Source organism: Opitutia bacterium ISCC 52 (assembly GCA_014529675.2).
Taxonomy (GTDB): domain Bacteria; phylum Verrucomicrobiota; class Verrucomicrobiia; order Opitutales; family UBA2995; genus UBA2995.
Genome location: CP076040.1, coordinates 2,364,271 through 2,379,975, shown reverse-complemented (window position 1 = coordinate 2,379,975; position 15,705 = coordinate 2,364,271). Strand labels below are relative to the sequence as shown.

Below are 15,705 nucleotides of genomic sequence, written 5' to 3'. Positions count from 1 at the left end.
TTGGGCAATGAGTGAAATTCCAACAAAGCTGGAAATCAGGCATAGAATCAGGAGTGATTTTTTCATAGGGTAAAGGCGTTTAGTTCAATCGGATTGCCCCTTGAGTCAATTCAAAGGAAGAAGTGTTTCTGTGACCGTTCGGTGCTTATTTCGTTCGAAAGGCTTCGCTCTCGACAATGAGTAACACAAGGTCCTGGAGGCCTTGGCCTCTTTCATCTAATAGCTCAATGATTCCGTCTACTTCGGGTCGATCGGTGAATTCAAGGGTTCTTCCCATAGAGTAGGCCAACAATTTTTCGGTTAAGCAGCGGGTAAACTGATCCTGCCTTCCCATTAGTACCGATTTAAAGTCATCAAAGCCTGTGAACTGTTGTCCGTTTGGCATCTGTCCAGAGGCGTCAATTTCAGGACCCTCCTGACTCCCGCGTGGATAATGATCACGCCAACCACCGATGGGATTGTAATTCTCGAGGGCGAACCCGAGTGGATCGATTTTTCGGTGGCATTCGTAGCAGGTCTCTACCTCACGGTGTTTGTCGAGCTGATCGCGAATGGTGGTGGCTCCACGAATGTCAGGTTCGAGGGGCTCGACATCGGGTGGCGGCGGTGCAGGTGGAGTCCCTAAAATATTTTCCAACACCCATATGCCGCGAATGACCGGTGAAGTATCAATGCCGTTGGCGCTGGCTGTGAGTATACTGGCATGCCCGAGCAGACCACCTCGGTGAGGGTCGGACTTGAGGGATACTTTCTGCATCTCCGGACCGTTAACTCCTTCGATTCCATAGAGACGAGCCAAGCCACCATCCACGAAGGTGAAATCTGAATCGAGAAACTCGGTTATGGGTAGATTCTTCTCAAGCAGATAACGGAAGAAGGTTTGCGTCTCTCTTCTCATGGAATGCTCCAGGCCATCCACGTAATAGGTCTTAAACTCCTTATCACTCGGTGGCATGGTTCCTATCTTGTAGAGTTCCAGCCAGCGTGAAGTGAATTGCTCTGTAAAGGCTTTGGATCGATCGTCCCGAAGGAGTCTAAGAGTCTGCTTTCTCAGGACCTTAGGATTGGAGAGCTGTCCTTTCTCGGCTAGCTTGATTAATTCCGCATCTGGAGTGGTAGACCAAAGGAAATAGCTCAAACGGGTTGCGAGTGCGTAGTCATCGAGCAGGCCGTCTCCTTCTTGCAGGTAAAGAAAGTCGGGAGAACAAAGGACAGCACGGAAACCAATCTTCAATGCTTCAAATGTACTGGTTCCAGATTCGAATTTTTTAGATACCAAGTCTAAGAGGATGTCTACTTTCTCTTCGCTTGCTGGTTTACGAAATGCAGCAGATGCAAACCGTTTCAGGATCGCGCGCGCATTTTGCATGGTCGGTTCGTATTCACCAAAGAGGGCCTTGTAGCTCGGAGTAGGCCAGCTGTTATAGTAGGGGCCGTCCAACTTGATTTCATGGACTCGGATACGTGGTCCATGATACCCACGGAAGAAAGCGGCCCAACCTTCGCTTTTGTTGAAGAGGTTTCCGGTTCCTTCTGTGTTGAGCACTCCGCCAACCGTGGTAGCTATCCGGTTTTTTTCTGCTTCGATGCGGCGAGCTTCAGCCTCCTCAATTGGGTAGGGGTAAAGCCCATCCCCGGGAACGGTCCAGTTGTGAATCATCTCCTGGAAGTCTTCCGAATAACGGTGGACTAGGGTTTTCCGCATCGGTTTTACCCGATTCGGACCATTCGGAAAAGTCAGGCGTGGTTGGTAGCCTTTATCGAGCCAGATACGTGCTTCATACCATTCGGGCTTGTTATCGGCTATGACGAAGCCGGCCACTTTGCGGTCAGATGAGGTACGAAACTCCAACTCCCCGTATGCTCTGGAACCAGCAATGACGTCCACTCGCAAGGGTTCATTCTTGTTCGTTCCTACGATGCTCTCTGGGTAGGGGTAGTCCCGCCCAATGGCCTCGGCTTTGAAACGCAGCTTATAGTAGCCGCTTTCCGGAACGCCTTCTTCCAGTTTGCTCAACCACATGAAACCATCCTGGTCGGTAGTGTTCTTGCGTATGTGCTGATACTTGCCGGCTACATCTTTTCCATCCCGCCGATTACGTGCCGGATAAAAGGGAGCTTCGAAACGGTAGTGCTTGGTTTCTGGCTTTGGACCCACGCGTGAGGCTTGCTCAACGTATGCCTCAGCTGCATCTAGATAGCCTTGTAGTAAAAAGTCTGACGTTATGAGTGCCGAACCGATGTTGTTGAAATTCTCTTCCACCTCGTCGGGCGGAAATGATTCCGTCGGATCCATGAGGATCGGTTCCAGCTTGAGAAGGTCACGGACGCTTCGATTGTACTCAAGCTTGTTCAGACGCCGAAGGACCGTTCTGCGGTCGTTGCTTTTGTGGTTAGCATAGGCAACTTCCAGATTCTCCGTGATCCATTCTATGACTTCCAGGCGTTCAGATGGGTCTGGTTGTTTTTCTTCCTCGGGCGGCATGTCACCCAGGTTCATGAGGTCAACAATGTCCTGCCAAAGAATGAGTGAATCAGGATCCAGTAAATCATTGTTTAAAGTATCGTAACGGCGATCTCCTTTTTGTTTATCGGCACCATGGCATTGGATGCAGTACGTCTCAAGAAATGGTTCGACTGTCTTCTGGTAGGTATTTGCCGATAGGATACAGCTGAATGCACTAAGCAGAATCAGCGTCGTGACAAAACGATATCTGATGTGCTTCATGCGATTTCGAGTCCAGTCAAAGTTCCGGATCCTTTGTTGAATTGATCAATCTCCAATCCGAAGCGTTGAAGCATAGAGCTGTAGAGATTGCACAAAGGAATTCGCTTATGACTCTCAGTAGGAAGAATCTTATGCTCCCCATGCTTGAATCCGCCTCCTGCCAGTAGCACTGGTAGATTCTTGTTTGAGTGAGAGCTTCCATTACCCATGCCACTTCCCATTAGAACCATGGTTCGATCGAAGAGGGATTGTCCGTCGGGTTCCTTGATTGCTTTTAGGCGGTCTAAGAATCGTCCCATTTGTTCTACCTGGAATTTTTCTATGACAAAGAGTCCGCGTCGGAGTTTCTCCGCTTTACCATGGTGTGAAAAACCATGGTAACTACCCACGAGCCCCAGGTCAGCGGTAGAGATGTTCCCTGGCACACCTAGAGTTGCAACACGCGTAGAGTCAGTTTCCAGGGCGAGGGCAAGCAGGTCGTAGAAGGCGGGCACCGTATAGGTAAGATCGCCTTCACCCGGCTCGTCTATATCAACCGTGGGTTTGGGCTTATGCAGCCACTCGCGAGACATGCCCAGTTTCTTTTCCACTTCACGAACCGAGTTCAGGTATTCGTCTAACTTTTCCTGATCCGTTTTCCCCAGTTGGCGACTCAGGATTTTAGCCTGACTGTTCACGGCATCGAGGATGCTTTCATTTACGTCGTAGGCGGCTTGGCGTTTGGCGAGTGATTTTGGATCGTCACTCACGAACAACGCTCGAAAAAGATCTCTGGCTCGGGTCACTGGCGGTACGTTGACCCCATTTCTAGTCCAGGAGAGTTTGCAGCGTAGATCACCGTCCCCTGAGCCCGTTGAAATAACCAAGGATGAATAGCGAGTTCGAGTACCCACGAATTCGGCTGCTCGTTGATCGACCGATATGTTTCCTTCCGGCCAGTCCGAGGCATCTGAATCTTTAATGCCGCTCAAGAAGGCATGTACGGCACTGTGACCGCCCGAGATGTCATGATCCAAATTGGAGAAAATGGTGAAGTCATCACGATGTCGGGCAATAGGTTGGAGCAGGGGAGATAGCTCATAGTCCCGGCCATTCCCTTTGGGGAAGAAACTGTCCGGCATCAGCCCCAGGGGATTGCCGATGCAGACCATTCGCATGGGTGATCCGGCTGCACTGGTCTTGGCGGCCGCTCCAACCGCTTCCACGCTCATAGGGCCCATGCTTTCAAAAAATGGCAGAGCCATCGCGACACCGGTGCCTTTTAAAAAGGTCCGACGATCGATTCGTCTCGTATTCATAGGGTTTTCTTAGGGTTTATGAAGCAGGGTATTGAAAATTGAATTGGGGCTTAATGTAGTCGAAAGTCCTCGATATACGAGTGTTTTATTTTTAACGGAAAATACGTTTGTAAAATGGAATTTTACTTGTTGGTAGAATTTTAGATCCCTAGTTTTCCGCGATGCAATTGACTCATGCTGTTCAGCAACTTGGAACGGAAACGGCCTTCAAAGTCTTAGCCAAAGCGAAAGACCTTGAAGCACAAGGTAAGGATATCGTTCACCTCGAGATTGGGCAGCCAGATTTCCCTACGCCGTCCAACATTGTTGAGGCAGGTAAACGGGCTATTGATGAAGGATGGACGAGCTATGGCCCTACCTGTGGGCAGCCTGATTTCCGCGAGCTCATTGCTGGTCATATTTCGAAAACCCGAAACATCGAGGTGAATGGCTCGCAGGTGGTTGTGACGCCTGGAGGTAAACCGGTGATGTTCTACACCATGCTTAGTTTGGTAGAACCTGGCGATGAGGTGGTTTATCCGGATCCGGGATTTCCCATCTATAAATCGTTGATTGATTATGCCGGTGGTAAAGCGGTGCCGCTGCCATTGCTGGAAGAAAATGATTTTAGTTTCGATGTAGAAAAATTGGAGCAGCTTGTTTCTGGCAAAACTAAATTGCTCATCCTGAATTCACCTCAGAATCCGACAGGTGGTGTTCTCGGGAAGGATGATCTGCAGAAGATCGCCGAACTTTGTGTTAACCACGATGTAGTGATTTTGACCGACGAAATTTATTCCGAGTTGCTCTATGAAGATGAGTTTGAATCGATTACTCAATTTGAGGGCGTGCTCGATCGGGCTGTTATCCTCGATGGCTTTTCAAAGAGTTACTCGATGACAGGTTGGCGTCTTGGCTACGGGATTTTCCCCGATTGGATGGTCGATTCGATTGAGCGACTCATGGTCAATAGTAACTCCTGTACCGCATCCTTTTCTCAGCGTGCAGGCATGGAGGCGTTGAATGGACCGCAGGATGCGTTGGCTGAAATGCGGGCAGAATTCTTAAAGCGTCGTGATTTCTTCATTGATGGTCTAAACAGAATTCCCGGTATCTCTTGTCGGGTGCCCAAGGGCGCGTTTTACGCCTTTGCTAATGTTTCAGAGCTCCCTCTAAGTTCGAAGGAGTTGGAGGGACGCTTGCTAGAAGAGGCAGGTGTTGCTTGCTTGGCAGGTGATGGCTTCGGTCAGCAAGGTGAGGGGTTTATTCGTTTTTCCTATGCCAATTCGATTGAGAACATTGGTGAAGCACTGAGGCGGATTGAGGGATTCTTAAGCACTCTTTGAGCGGGGAATGTGCTGAGAAAATCTACCTTCTTTGAGGTACTTTGCGTTTTCAGGCTCATTTCGCGTTTTTTGGAATAATATCCCCAGAAAGCCGTCTTGGTTTAAAATCACTTATCTTCTATGCGTGCCCAAATCAGCCGTAGTTCCATCTTCGCAGTCTCAGTTGTTATCCTGACAGCATCCGTTTTTTTAGGCGGATGTGCCAATGTTCCAGTCTATGAGCAGGAGCTTGTCTCGAAAATTGGTATGACTCGAACCGATTCCATGGTCGAGGGTGACCAAGTAAATCTCATATCTCAAATTGAACCAGGTAGTGCTGTGTCAGGTGGGGCTGTTGCCGCAGGATGCACGGCCTGCAGGTAATCTATTTCAGGTTTCAAAACAGCTCCTATATCTCTAGCCATGTTCCTTCCAGTATGGCTTTGGAAGGCATACTCCACATTGTTTTGAGTGGTCGGCAAAGCCGCAGGATCGATATACATGCCTGGTGTGATTGTCGGATTCGGTGACAATCACGAGATTCGAAATGCCTCTTGCTTCGATTGCATGGGTTATGACTGATTTAAGTAAGGTTTTGCAGAACCTGCGATTCTGAAAGTCCGGGTGGGTCTCCACGCTTTGAAATCGGCCAATTCCATTTTCGTCATCAAAAAACAACCCCATGTCGCCTACTAATTTTCCATTGAGGAATGCGCCCCACCAAGAGCCGTATCCCTGCTCCTGATTGTTTCGAATAGTGGCAAATGCTTTTTCCTTAAATTCTATAAAGCCAGGTGTTTTCTCCTGATCATTCATTTGAATCTGTAGATCTATCACAGCCCGCCAATCTTCCTCTGTTGAAATAGGTCGAACATCAACGTCCTTGTTTAACTCGGAATCTAATTGCGGTTCCTCCGCTTGGAGAACGATTTGTTCGTCCCAATCGAAGCCGGCGGCTAGGAAATCCTTTATCTCACCTTTAGCTTCTTCATCCCAAGCGAAGGTGACATGACTGCAGCTCTCTCCAAACTCCTTTTTGAAATACTCCATCCACCTTGCAAAACTGCTTTCTTTGGGAGCCTTCTGGAAATGTAGCAAATTCCCCCAGTGATAAGTCGGATTCGAAGGCGTTTTGATGAGGATGTAAGCTTCCTTCTTCTCAATAACACCATTGAGCTTATGGAAGATACAATCGGTTAGGTAGCCTAGGTTTTGCATTCAGACCACCTCGCTCAATAAGGTTATAGAACTTGCATCACCGTTGCGGTGCTCTCTGGCATTTCTACTTCGTCTCCTTCTCTTTTGGAGGCGAGAGACAATCCAAGGGGTGAGTGAAGGGTCAAAACGGTAATGGCGGTTCCATTGACTTCGATGTCCATTCCGCCTCCGCCCGGGCCCACTATATACCAGGTGTTTGAATTGGATCCTTTTATCTCTACCAATGATCCTAGCCCGATTTGCTGGGATGGAGGAGTGATGAAGTGTTGGGCTTTCATTAAGTTAAAACCCTGAAGCGCATCTCCTAGTTCTTTAACGATCTGCGCCTGACCGCCAGCTAGGTAAGAGGCTTCCAGGCTGCGGGTATCGTATTTGCCATCCGAATACGAATCTTCATCGGTCGCGGCTTCGAAAGCCTCTCGCGAAGCTTTGCTACCGATATCGATTTCGTGCTGAAGGGCTTTGATGACTTCGTCTATGACCGCTAGCTTGTCCATGGGAGAAAAATTACAAACTTAGGATTAAGATCTGGGTTTTCAGTTGTAGCAATGAAGATTATTCCACCACTGCGAGGACGCAGTAGCCCTACCATTTTCTGGTAGTTCTGCGCGGTAGGGCAAGAGCGTCCCGCTCTGCCGTACGATTGCGCTAGGAGACTCAAATTACACCAGGCAAGGCTCAAAGGACTTAGGAATGGTCACCTTGGGTTGGATCACTGAATTGGCGAATGCCTCGGCAAACCAGTTACGCGCATCCGGGTCGCCGTGTGTGAGAACGACGCTTCGAGGTTCACGATCCAAAGCAAACGACATGAGCTCGTCTCGATTTGCGTGGCCGCTCAGGTCAAACTTTCTAACACGTGCTCGCAGGGGTAAATCCATATTGAGTTGCTCAAACAAAAACTTCTCTCCGGGTTTAGTTTGTTGAAGTTTCCCGCCTTGAGTATCCGGATCGCAGTATCCCACGAAGCAGATGGTGTTTTCGTGGAAGGGCAGAAGGCTGGCTGCTACTCGCCAAGATGGAGTGTGTTGAACCATCATGCCGCTACTGCAGATATAGAGGCCTGGCATGGATACACGCTTTCCTGGGCGAAGGTTCTTCACTGGTTTAACGCGCATCTCTCGAATCACCTTAGTCGAAAAGGTGCAGAGCTCGGTTCGTTTGGTGATTTTGTCTATGTAGTCGGCCAGATCCATTCCTAAGCCGGAAGAAAATACAGGAGAGATCGGAATGTCTCCACGCAGTCGTGCCTGATGAACCAGATTCATGATCTCCTGCATGCGGCCAAATGCAAACACCGGGATCAATACGGAACCTCCTCCTTTAAGCGAATTATTGATACATTCGAGGAGCGACTTTACCTCTTCATTTCGATTGTAGTAAGGATCGGCTTCGTTTGCACCTCGAGTCGTCTCCATGACCAAGGTGTCAACTGGATGCTTCGGGAATTTGGCTCCGTTTAAGATACTTTGCTGAGTAAATAAAACATCCCCGGTAAAGAAAATCCGTCGATGTTTGTAAACGAGTTCTATTCCGGCTGCCCCAACCACATGACCGGACGAATAGAGAGTAATTTCCAGTTCTTCGCCCTTTTTTTGAAGTCGTTTGGTTTTGCCAAACATCATTGGGTACACCTGTTTGGCGAGGAGATCTATATCGTCATGTGAATACAGCGGATACTCTTTGATGTAATGCTCCTCACGCTGTCGCTTCATCACATTGACCGAATTGTGCAGCATGCGGCTAAAGATCATCTGACTTGGGATGCTCATGGCGATTTCCACGTCGGGGGCATGTTTCAATAGCACTGGAAGCGCTCCCAAATGATCGAGGTGGCAATGGGTCACGATGGCCAGTTCGATACGATGGTCTTCCAGACGGTGCAGTTCCGGCATCGCTTTCATTCCCATCTCCTTGGGATTGATACCGCAATCGATGACGAGCTTAAACGGTCCAAGTTCAACCAGGAAGCAGTTGGCCCCCATGCCATTGGCCGGATTTAAATCAGTTAAAATCATGCCTGGGCGTCACCCGGTATGTCCGGAGGTAGATGTAGGTCCATGGGAGGAATGCGGGTAAAGATGCGTCGGTCATTTTCATCGCGACCAAAAAAACTACCCATGGCAAGTGCGCTTTGATCAGACAAGTGGAAACTATTATAGGAGAAGCTTTCTCCCGGGGGCAAAGAGGGTTTCTTGCCTACGATGCCATCGCCTTCAATGACCCGAGTAGATCCGTCGTGGTATTCGAGTATCCATTTTCGCCCAAAGAGGTGAACGGTGTTAGTCGATTCATTCTGTATGGTTAAGAAATATACAAAAGCGTGGGGCGTTTTTTCAGGAAAGTGCTCAGGGTCATTCTGATAAATCAACTGGTCCAGATGCACTGTAAGTCCCGGTAGCTCGATGGCATCATTCGACATATTCGTTCAGTAGATGTTGATTGTTTGTATGAAATGAGAAACCTTCGTAGTTCAATGACCTTGGCGAAAACCACAAAAGAATATTTCGAAGAGTGGCATCCTTATGACCTGCTCATCAAGCACAACTACATGCGCTATGTGGAAATGATTGATTGTCTGAGAACAGAGTGGAAGACGTCCAACAATCAGATGCAGGATATATTCGAACTGGGTTGTGGAAATGCCTTTGCGGTGGCTAAGGCATTTAAGGGATTCAAAACCATTCAATATACCGGCGTAGACTTGTCGAAAACGGCGCTTGAAGACGCCGCTCAAAACCTTGCACAACTGGATGGGGGATTTGAGCTGATTGAAAGTGACATTCGCACTGCAGGTACTGATTCTAATAAGGATTACGATCTGATTGTCGCAGGTTTTTGCCTACATCATTTTTCGTCGGATGAGAATCTGCAGATTCTAAAAGATGCCAAGCAGCGTCTACGTGAGGGTGGCCGCTGTATTGTGTATGATATCGTGACTCGCGAAGGTGAAGAAAGGGATCGTTATATCGAGCGACTCGTAGACGGTGTTAAAACGCGAGAAATGAACATGAATGATGACCAATTGGAGTCCATCGTGCATCACATCACGCATTATGATTTTCCTGCCTCACAGGAAGCATGGAAAGAACTGGCCTTGGCCGCCGGCTTTCATTCAGTGGAGTGTAAATACCGATACCCGTAAAAATACTACGCCTTCCTGCGGTTCTCTTGAGTTTGACCTTTGATTTAAGAACGTGAATTGGACCCCATACATCACTTTGTTCCTGATTGGCTTTTGGGGGAGTGGACATTGCCTGGCAATGTGCGGCGGATTTTCAATGCTTTTGGGGCAGGGTGCGCAAAGTCGGGGGAATCTCCTCTTAAGGTATACGCTGTATCAATGCGGGAAGGCGCTCACTTACATGTTTCTGGGAGCGCTGGTCAGTATTGCTAGTGGTGCTTTGGGAGGTTCAATAGGCTTTGAACGGCTCCAGATTATCCTCGGTGTATTGGCTGGGATCTTTATGGTTCTATTTGGGCTGGGTTATGTAACTGATTGGCGTTTCAAGATTCCCAGTTTCTTAGGCGGAAGGTTGGCTCAGACTTGCAGTCCCATCTTGAAGTTACTTCAAATGCGCACAGCAAGTGGTGCATTTCTTTTTGGCTGGTTTAATGGATTTCTGCCCTGTGGCTTAGTCTGGGTCGCTCTCGGGTATCTGGCCAGTTTTACCTCGGTGACCGTTGGCATTGTCGGGGCCTTCTTTTTCGGTTTGGGAACCTTTCCTGCATTACTAGGCCTGGCCCTGACTCAGCACCAACTTGGAATGCAAAAGCGTAAGTGGATCATGCGAATGGCAGGGCTAATCCTGATCCTATTCGGATTGATATCGGCCATGCGTTGGCATCCGACTGTCCATCATTGGTTCCACCAGAATTTGGTAGTAGAGTTCGAAGAGTCGAACTGAGAGGAGAACAGTTAAGAGCCTGGGCTTCGGCAGAAATCTGCTTTATCCCTGCTCCAGGCAATAGAGGTGTTCAGCCGTTCGGATAAAGAGCTGGTTTCCAGCAACAGCCGGGGTAGATAAGGTGAAACTGCCATCGAGTTTGTTTTTGCCTAGCAGCTCAAATTCCGATCCGGCTTTCACTACGGCGGTCTCACCGTCCTCATCTGAAAAATAGATTTTTCCGTCGGCCATGACGGGCGATGAGCTTACTCGACCCAGTCCGGTACTTTCAGGACCCCAAATGACGTCTCCGGTTTTGGCATCGAGACAGGTGATCTGACCAAAGTCCTCCACCATGTAAAAGAACATACCATCGCAAATGGGGGTTGGAACGTCAGGAGCACCTGCGGGTTTGTCATATTTCCAGACGAGGTGGGAATCCGTTACGTCGCCTTTGCCTTCAAAGCGTAATGCCAGGAGTGGCTTCTTGCGTGTCGGGGCATAAATCATGCCGTCGACAGCTACGGGTGATGGGACGATGCGGTAGTTGCTTGCTTTCTTTGGATTCAATCCACCGGCACGCCAAATCTCTTCTCCGTCTCTTGGGTTGTGGCCCGTTACATAGTCGCCGCCAAGAATGATCAATTGAACGCCCGAGTGTGTTTGGGAAAGGGTAGGAGTGGCATAAGAATCGGGTGACTCTTTGATCGCATCGGTTTCTCTCTCTTGATACCAACGTTGTTTGCCGGTATTTTTATCCAAGGCTAAAAGGTAGGAAGGATCATCGGTGTACATCCCATGAAGCACCTGAATGATTAGCAGATCCTCAAAGAGAACGGGAGAAGACGCATAGCCTGCCTGAATACCAAAATCCCAATGGTGGTCCTGGATGGCATATTCCCATATAATCTTGCCGGATGTATTGATTGCTGTGGCGATTCCGTTACCAGTCACTGTGTAGATTATTTCCCCGTCTGTTACAGGGGAAGGTGAACTGGAGTTTTGTTTAAAAGAAATTTTGTTCCCGCTATCCAGTTCGGTTGTCCAATTGATCGAACCATCTTTGCGAGCTACCGAGTAGAGTGAGATCGTTTGTCCTCCAGGACCCATGATACCGGAAGGTGGAGCGGGTCGACGGGACCGTCTGCCGGTCGGGGCTGGTTCTTCGGGCTCCTCCTTTACTTCCTCTTTGGAGGGGGAAATGAAATAGATAGAATCTCCAGAGATGATGGGCGAGGATCCGCTCCAGGCTGGGAGTGCGAGTTTCCAGGCCACATTCTCTTCAGTGGTCCATTCGACGGGCAGATTTTCAGCTTTTCCAATTCCCGTTCCGTCGGGACCACGCCAGGCCGGCCATTCCATGGCAGCGGAGGAGAGAAGAGTAGATGCTACTAAAGTGCTAGCGATGGGTGATGTTAATTTCATAACAGGAAGGCTCTTAGGGTTTGGTATGCTAATTAGTATCAATTCAGAGTCTAAAATGAAAACAACCAATTGTGGCGACTAGAAAAGTAGCCCTCGTGTGTATTTGGATCAAGCAAGCTAGGCTTATATGTTAATTGGGTCCGTTGAATCGGCTTGTTGTTCGCATTCACCTGTAGCTCCAGCTTTCAGGGTCTTGAATTCCGAGTTTAGCGAATCAACGGCAGCTATAATGTCAGCGCTGTGTAGAATGAAATTGGCTCCCGCCTCAATCCAACTTTGCTCCAGGTCAAGTCCCTTGGCTCCCATGATGGCGTGAATACCGGCTCCGCGACTTTTCTCCCTGGCTGTTTGAATGATTTTGCAGACTGATTTATCGAATTCCGGATGACGGTAGTCTTCAGGGATCTCTAGGCTAGAGCTAAGGTCATGCGGTCCGATCAACACGCCATCTACTCCTTCGACTTCCAGTATCTCATCCAGGTTTTGGATGCCTTCCGCGCTCTCTATATTGAGAATAAGGGAGTTTTCTTTGGTGCCCTCCTTCATGTATTCTTGGAGGCAGTCGGAAGCGGTCTCCGATTTATGCAACAGTTGATTTAGTTTTTTACCTTTAATGGGACGAAGTTTTACGGCGCCCATCAAATCACGAGCCTGATCTGCTGTTTCGACATAGGGAGCGACGATGCCACAGGCGCCTCCGTCCAGAGCTGCGGTCGCCAGAAAGGGGTCGGGAGATAAAATCCGAACAATGGGATACATTCCCAGCGCCTTGTAAGTCTGGCACATCCAGGAAAGTTCAGCCCGATCAATTGCAATATGCTCCGTATCGATGAACACAAAATCCAAACCCAATTTTGCTATTTGCTCCGGCCATCTTGGAGAGGGAGAAACGATGAGTGTGCCGTAGAGTTTTTCTCCTTGGCGAAGTCGGTCGGAAAATGTGCCTGTCATGATTTTAATTGATGTTCTTTAAGTTGTTTTTGAATCCACATTTTGACAAACCGAGTCAACTGGTCCATTGAAGGTGCAGATTTAGTTCGCTGGTTACATGGCTAAACCCTTCACTAGTATTTGCACTTCTAAATTTTACTATGCCCTTATCATACGCAACACTCCTTCAGCTAAAACGCTGGAATACCCCCACTATCTACAATGGTTGGGAACAAATCACCAAGCACGACCGTACGAAAGACGCGTTTAATTTGGAGCCGGTTACGGACTATATGCCCGAGATGGGGCCTATGGTTGGACATGCGGTCACGGTGAAGTTTGAGCCGTCGGTCAAAGCGCATACGCAAAACAAAGGAAATAAAGTAGATGAATACAGACGCTATGTGGCCAGTGTGCCGGGCCCCAAAATCGTGATCGTTCAGGATTTGGACAAGCCGGTGATGATCGGTTCGTATTGGGGGGAAGTGAATAGCAATATTCACCGAGCTTTGGGCTGTGTCGGAACCATTACGGATGGAGCCATCCGCGATGTAGATGAAATGAAGAATGCCGGATTTAAAGCACTCTGTCGCGGTCTTTGCGTGGGTCATGCCTATTCGACTCCAGTCGAATGGGGCTGTGACGTAGAAGTATTTGGACAGCAAATACAGTCCGGTCAGTTGGTTCACGCGGACAAACACGGTTTTATGGCGATACCTCCTGAAGATGAAGAAGCCCTTTTAGATGCCTCGGTCTTTATGGATCAAAACGAGTGCAACACGGTGATCGCAGCGGCCCGCTCCACGCATGGGAAATCCACTGAAGAAATTTTGGAGAGTTTTAAGCAGGCGGGATCGGAATTTGGAAAGGCTGCGAAGGAAAAGTTTAATCAAGGAGGAGAGTGGTCCTAAAAATGAAGATTGTAGTATTAGATGGATATGCCCTGAACCCCGGGGATCTGAATTGGGATGCTCTGGAGGCGCTTGGAGATTTGACGGTTTACGATCGCTCCTCTCCTGAGGAAGTCCAGGAACGAGCAAAAGACTGCGACGTATTGATTACTAACAAAGCCATTGTTTCGGCCGAAACGATTGCTAGCACCGAATCCTTAAAATACATCGGTGTTCTGGCAACCGGAGTAAACATCGTTGATGTAGATGCCGCGGCCGAGAAAGACATTCCCGTGTGTAATGTTGTAGGTTACGGTCCCGATTCGGTCGCCCAAATGGTGTTCGCTCATATCCTGAATTTTACTCACCGGCTAGCGGATCAGGCTCGTGATGCCATGGCGGGTGGTTGGTCGCTTAATCCGGATTTCTGCTACTGGAACTTCCCGCTGATTGAGTTAAAAGACCAGACGATAGGTATTGTCGGGCTTGGCCAGATTGGCAGTGCCACGGCTCGTATTGCTCAAGGATTTGGGATGCGGGTCATTGCCACAACTCGAGATACCAGTCGTCCAGCTCCGAATGGAGTCACTTGGGCTACTTTGGATGAGCTCTTTGCTGAGAGTGATTATATATCGCTTCACTGTCCGCTTACGGATGAAACAGAAAACATGATCAATACGGACCGTCTCGAGCAGATGAAAGATTCCGCTATCTTGATAAACACCGGTCGTGGTCAGCTCGTAGATGAGAGTGCCCTTGCTTTGGCCCTTAATGCAGGGCAAATTGCTGGCGCCGGATTGGACGTCTTGTCTTCAGAACCTCCCAGCCAAGACAACCCCTTGTTTTTAGCAAAAAACTGCTTTATAACACCTCATATTGCCTGGGCGACCAAGGCCGCCCGAAGCCGTTTGATGGATATGGCGGTTGAAAATCTTCGTAGTTTTCAGCGTGGTGAGGCGATCAATCGGGTTAATTAAAGTTGGCTATTTATCCAACCCAACAGATTCGCCATATCCTTGGGTGGCATCATTGAGGCGTAACGGCGTTCGATACGTTCAATATCTTTCCTCAAGAGGGTTTGTTGGATCCCGCCGGGAATGGTCAGCGTAATACCTGTGGGTCCATCTTCCTTGAGCAAGCAAGTTACCAGGCTGCCATCTTTCATGATCACGTAGGTCGTTCCGAACTCAGGGCGTATTCGAGCATTGGGAATGATAACATGTCGAAGCAGGGATTCTTCGGCCACGCCGGCTTCGCCTAATACGTCGGGCCCTACCTCGTTACCCTCTTCGCCAACTTTGTGGCAAAGCGCGCAGTGCAGTTTGAAGACTTGGTGTCCGGCTGATAAATCACGTTCTTCACTGAGAGCTTCGGTGAATGTCTGAAAGGTCTCATCACTAACTTCGTATGCTGCTGAGGAGCCATTTGGAATTTCAGGGGCTGGTGTACTGCTAAAGCTAGTCGGCTGGTTTAAACTGTTTTCCAGAGTAGCTGCAAAATTTGAAACGACGTCATCCTGGTTGTTCTTGAGCACTTCCAGGGCAGCTTTTGCTCGAGGATCAGTCAGTTTCAATCCGGGGGCATAAATTGAATAAAGGGATCTGCTTCGTGACCCTCCTTAAGAAGGATATCGAGTAACTTTGCACTTCTTCCATGGACAGAACTCAGAATCGCGTCTGCCATCCAAGGCGTCTCAATTGACTTCCTCGCATAGTCCGCCAGAACAGGAAGGCTGGCCGGTGATTGGGTTTCGCCAAGGACCAATGCAAACTCGATTTGAACCCGTGCATTCGATTCCTTATTGGCTGCTTGAATGACTGCTTCTAAGAGGTCTGAATCGCTTAACCTGGAAGCGCACAATTGAATCGTGTGGATGCGGACATCAGCACTGAGGTGAGTTAAATAGGGAATCAGTTGAACGGCTCTTAGTTTGTTTAAACGATTCAATACATGGAGGGCAGGAATCACAGCTGCTTCATTATCGGAATGATTCTCCAGTAGTTGAATCAGTTCCTTGCTTGTGCT

Annotated in this window: 16 protein-coding genes; 6 read left to right on the top strand and 10 right to left on the bottom strand. The window is 48.7% G+C overall.

Going from position 1 to position 15,705, the window contains the following annotated elements:
- Nucleotides 1-145: 145 nt before the first annotated feature.
- Both GA003_10100 and GA003_10095 read right to left on the bottom strand, forming a co-directional pair.
- Nucleotides 146-2,728, bottom strand: coding sequence for a DUF1592 domain-containing protein (locus tag GA003_10100; GenBank protein ID QXD30278.1), 2,583 nt, complete (start codon nt 2,726-2,728; stop codon nt 146-148).
- Nucleotides 2,725-4,026, bottom strand: a complete 1,302-nt coding sequence (locus GA003_10095; GenBank protein ID QXD30277.1) for a DUF1552 domain-containing protein — start codon at nt 4,024-4,026, stop codon at nt 2,725-2,727. Before GA003_10095 ends, GA003_10100 begins: the two co-directional genes overlap by 4 nt.
- Before the next feature lie 161 nt (nt 4,027-4,187).
- Between GA003_10095 and GA003_10090 the strand changes: the two genes are divergently transcribed.
- Both GA003_10090 and GA003_10085 read left to right on the top strand, forming a co-directional pair.
- Nucleotides 4,188-5,351, top strand: a complete 1,164-nt coding sequence (locus tag GA003_10090; GenBank protein QXD30276.1) for a pyridoxal phosphate-dependent aminotransferase — start codon at nt 4,188-4,190, stop codon at nt 5,349-5,351.
- A gap of 120 nt (nt 5,352-5,471) precedes the next feature.
- A complete protein-coding gene (locus GA003_10085) occupies nt 5,472-5,714 on the top strand; it encodes a hypothetical protein (protein QXD30275.1) in 243 nt (80 codons plus the stop codon).
- A 33-nt stretch (nt 5,715-5,747) separates the two neighbouring features.
- Here GA003_10085 and GA003_10080 read toward each other — a convergent pair whose 3' ends face one another.
- From GA003_10080 to GA003_10065, 4 genes are all read right to left on the bottom strand, one after another.
- A complete protein-coding gene (locus GA003_10080; GenBank protein QXD30274.1) occupies nt 5,748-6,548 on the bottom strand; it encodes a GNAT family N-acetyltransferase in 801 nt (266 codons plus the stop codon).
- 23 nt (nt 6,549-6,571) lie between these two features.
- A complete protein-coding gene (locus GA003_10075) occupies nt 6,572-7,045 on the bottom strand; it encodes a GreA/GreB family elongation factor (protein ID QXD30273.1) in 474 nt (157 codons plus the stop codon).
- A gap of 165 nt (nt 7,046-7,210) precedes the next feature.
- Nucleotides 7,211-8,566: an MBL fold metallo-hydrolase gene (locus GA003_10070; protein QXD30272.1), complete on the bottom strand. Its 1,356-nt coding sequence runs from the start codon at nt 8,564-8,566 to the stop codon at nt 7,211-7,213.
- Complete coding sequence (locus GA003_10065) at nt 8,563-8,970, bottom strand: ApaG domain (GenBank protein ID QXD30271.1); 408 nt, start codon at nt 8,968-8,970, stop codon at nt 8,563-8,565. Before GA003_10065 ends, GA003_10070 begins: the two co-directional genes overlap by 4 nt.
- 54 nt (nt 8,971-9,024) lie before the next feature.
- On the opposite strand from GA003_10065, the gene GA003_10060 reads away from it, so the two are divergent.
- Nucleotides 9,025-9,693 carry a class I SAM-dependent methyltransferase gene (locus GA003_10060; GenBank protein QXD30270.1) on the top strand — a complete coding sequence of 223 codons (669 nt, stop codon included), beginning with the start codon at nt 9,025-9,027 and terminating at the stop codon, nt 9,691-9,693.
- 52 nt (nt 9,694-9,745) lie between these two features.
- Nucleotides 9,746-10,456, top strand: a complete 711-nt coding sequence (locus GA003_10055) for a sulfite exporter TauE/SafE family protein (GenBank protein QXD30269.1) — start codon at nt 9,746-9,748, stop codon at nt 10,454-10,456.
- Nucleotides 10,457-10,498: 42 nt separating this feature from the next.
- Here the strand turns inward: GA003_10055 and GA003_10050 are convergent, their stop codons facing one another.
- Both GA003_10050 and GA003_10045 read right to left on the bottom strand, forming a co-directional pair.
- Nucleotides 10,499-11,860, bottom strand: a complete 1,362-nt coding sequence (locus tag GA003_10050; GenBank protein QXD30268.1) for a PQQ-binding-like beta-propeller repeat protein — start codon at nt 11,858-11,860, stop codon at nt 10,499-10,501.
- A gap of 123 nt (nt 11,861-11,983) precedes the next feature.
- Nucleotides 11,984-12,811 carry an aldolase gene (locus GA003_10045; protein QXD30267.1) on the bottom strand — a complete coding sequence of 276 codons (828 nt, stop codon included), beginning with the start codon at nt 12,809-12,811 and terminating at the stop codon, nt 11,984-11,986.
- 140 nt (nt 12,812-12,951) lie between these two features.
- On the opposite strand from GA003_10045, the gene GA003_10040 reads away from it, so the two are divergent.
- Together GA003_10040 and GA003_10035 are read left to right on the top strand one after the other, a co-directional pair.
- Nucleotides 12,952-13,701 carry an RraA family protein gene (locus GA003_10040; GenBank protein ID QXD30266.1) on the top strand — a complete coding sequence of 250 codons (750 nt, stop codon included), beginning with the start codon at nt 12,952-12,954 and terminating at the stop codon, nt 13,699-13,701.
- Between the two features lie 2 nt (nt 13,702-13,703).
- Nucleotides 13,704-14,657: a D-2-hydroxyacid dehydrogenase gene (locus GA003_10035; protein ID QXD30265.1), complete on the top strand. Its 954-nt coding sequence runs from the start codon at nt 13,704-13,706 to the stop codon at nt 14,655-14,657.
- Here GA003_10035 and GA003_10030 read toward each other — a convergent pair.
- The gene (locus tag GA003_10030; protein ID QXD30264.1) at nt 14,654-15,253 is read right to left on the bottom strand and encodes a c-type cytochrome; all 600 of its coding nucleotides are present in this window, start codon (nt 15,251-15,253) and stop codon (nt 14,654-14,656) included. The two genes, GA003_10035 and GA003_10030, sit on opposite strands and share 4 nt — an antisense overlap.
- Entirely contained in the window at nt 15,250-15,648 is a 399-nt protein-coding gene (locus tag GA003_10025) for a HEAT repeat domain-containing protein (GenBank protein ID QXD30263.1), read from the bottom strand. The genes GA003_10030 and GA003_10025 overlap by 4 nt, the downstream gene beginning before the upstream one ends.
- Nucleotides 15,649-15,705: the final 57 nt, after the last annotated feature.

What these genes read in the sequence shown, in the direction of transcription:
- GA003_10065 (QXD30271.1), bottom strand. Translation starts at nt 8,970, where the DNA reads ATGTCGAATGATGCCATCGAGCTACCGGGACTTACAGTGCATCTGGAC.
- GA003_10075 (QXD30273.1), bottom strand. Translation starts at nt 7,045, where the DNA reads ATGGACAAGCTAGCGGTCATAGACGAAGTCATCAAAGCCCTTCAGCAC.
- GA003_10085 (QXD30275.1), top strand. Translation starts at nt 5,472, where the DNA reads ATGCGTGCCCAAATCAGCCGTAGTTCCATCTTCGCAGTCTCAGTTGTT.
- GA003_10045 (QXD30267.1), bottom strand. Translation starts at nt 12,811, where the DNA reads ATGACAGGCACATTTTCCGACCGACTTCGCCAAGGAGAAAAACTCTAC.
- GA003_10035 (QXD30265.1), top strand. Translation starts at nt 13,704, where the DNA reads ATGAAGATTGTAGTATTAGATGGATATGCCCTGAACCCCGGGGATCTG.
- GA003_10100 (QXD30278.1), bottom strand. Translation starts at nt 2,728, where the DNA reads ATGAAGCACATCAGATATCGTTTTGTCACGACGCTGATTCTGCTTAGT.
- GA003_10050 (QXD30268.1), bottom strand. Translation starts at nt 11,860, where the DNA reads ATGAAATTAACATCACCCATCGCTAGCACTTTAGTAGCATCTACTCTT.
- GA003_10080 (QXD30274.1), bottom strand. Translation starts at nt 6,548, where the DNA reads ATGCAAAACCTAGGCTACCTAACCGATTGTATCTTCCATAAGCTCAAT.
- GA003_10060 (QXD30270.1), top strand. Translation starts at nt 9,025, where the DNA reads ATGACCTTGGCGAAAACCACAAAAGAATATTTCGAAGAGTGGCATCCT.
- GA003_10070 (QXD30272.1), bottom strand. Translation starts at nt 8,566, where the DNA reads ATGATTTTAACTGATTTAAATCCGGCCAATGGCATGGGGGCCAACTGC.
- GA003_10090 (QXD30276.1), top strand. Translation starts at nt 4,188, where the DNA reads ATGCAATTGACTCATGCTGTTCAGCAACTTGGAACGGAAACGGCCTTC.
- GA003_10095 (QXD30277.1), bottom strand. Translation starts at nt 4,026, where the DNA reads ATGAATACGAGACGAATCGATCGTCGGACCTTTTTAAAAGGCACCGGT.
- GA003_10040 (QXD30266.1), top strand. Translation starts at nt 12,952, where the DNA reads ATGCCCTTATCATACGCAACACTCCTTCAGCTAAAACGCTGGAATACC.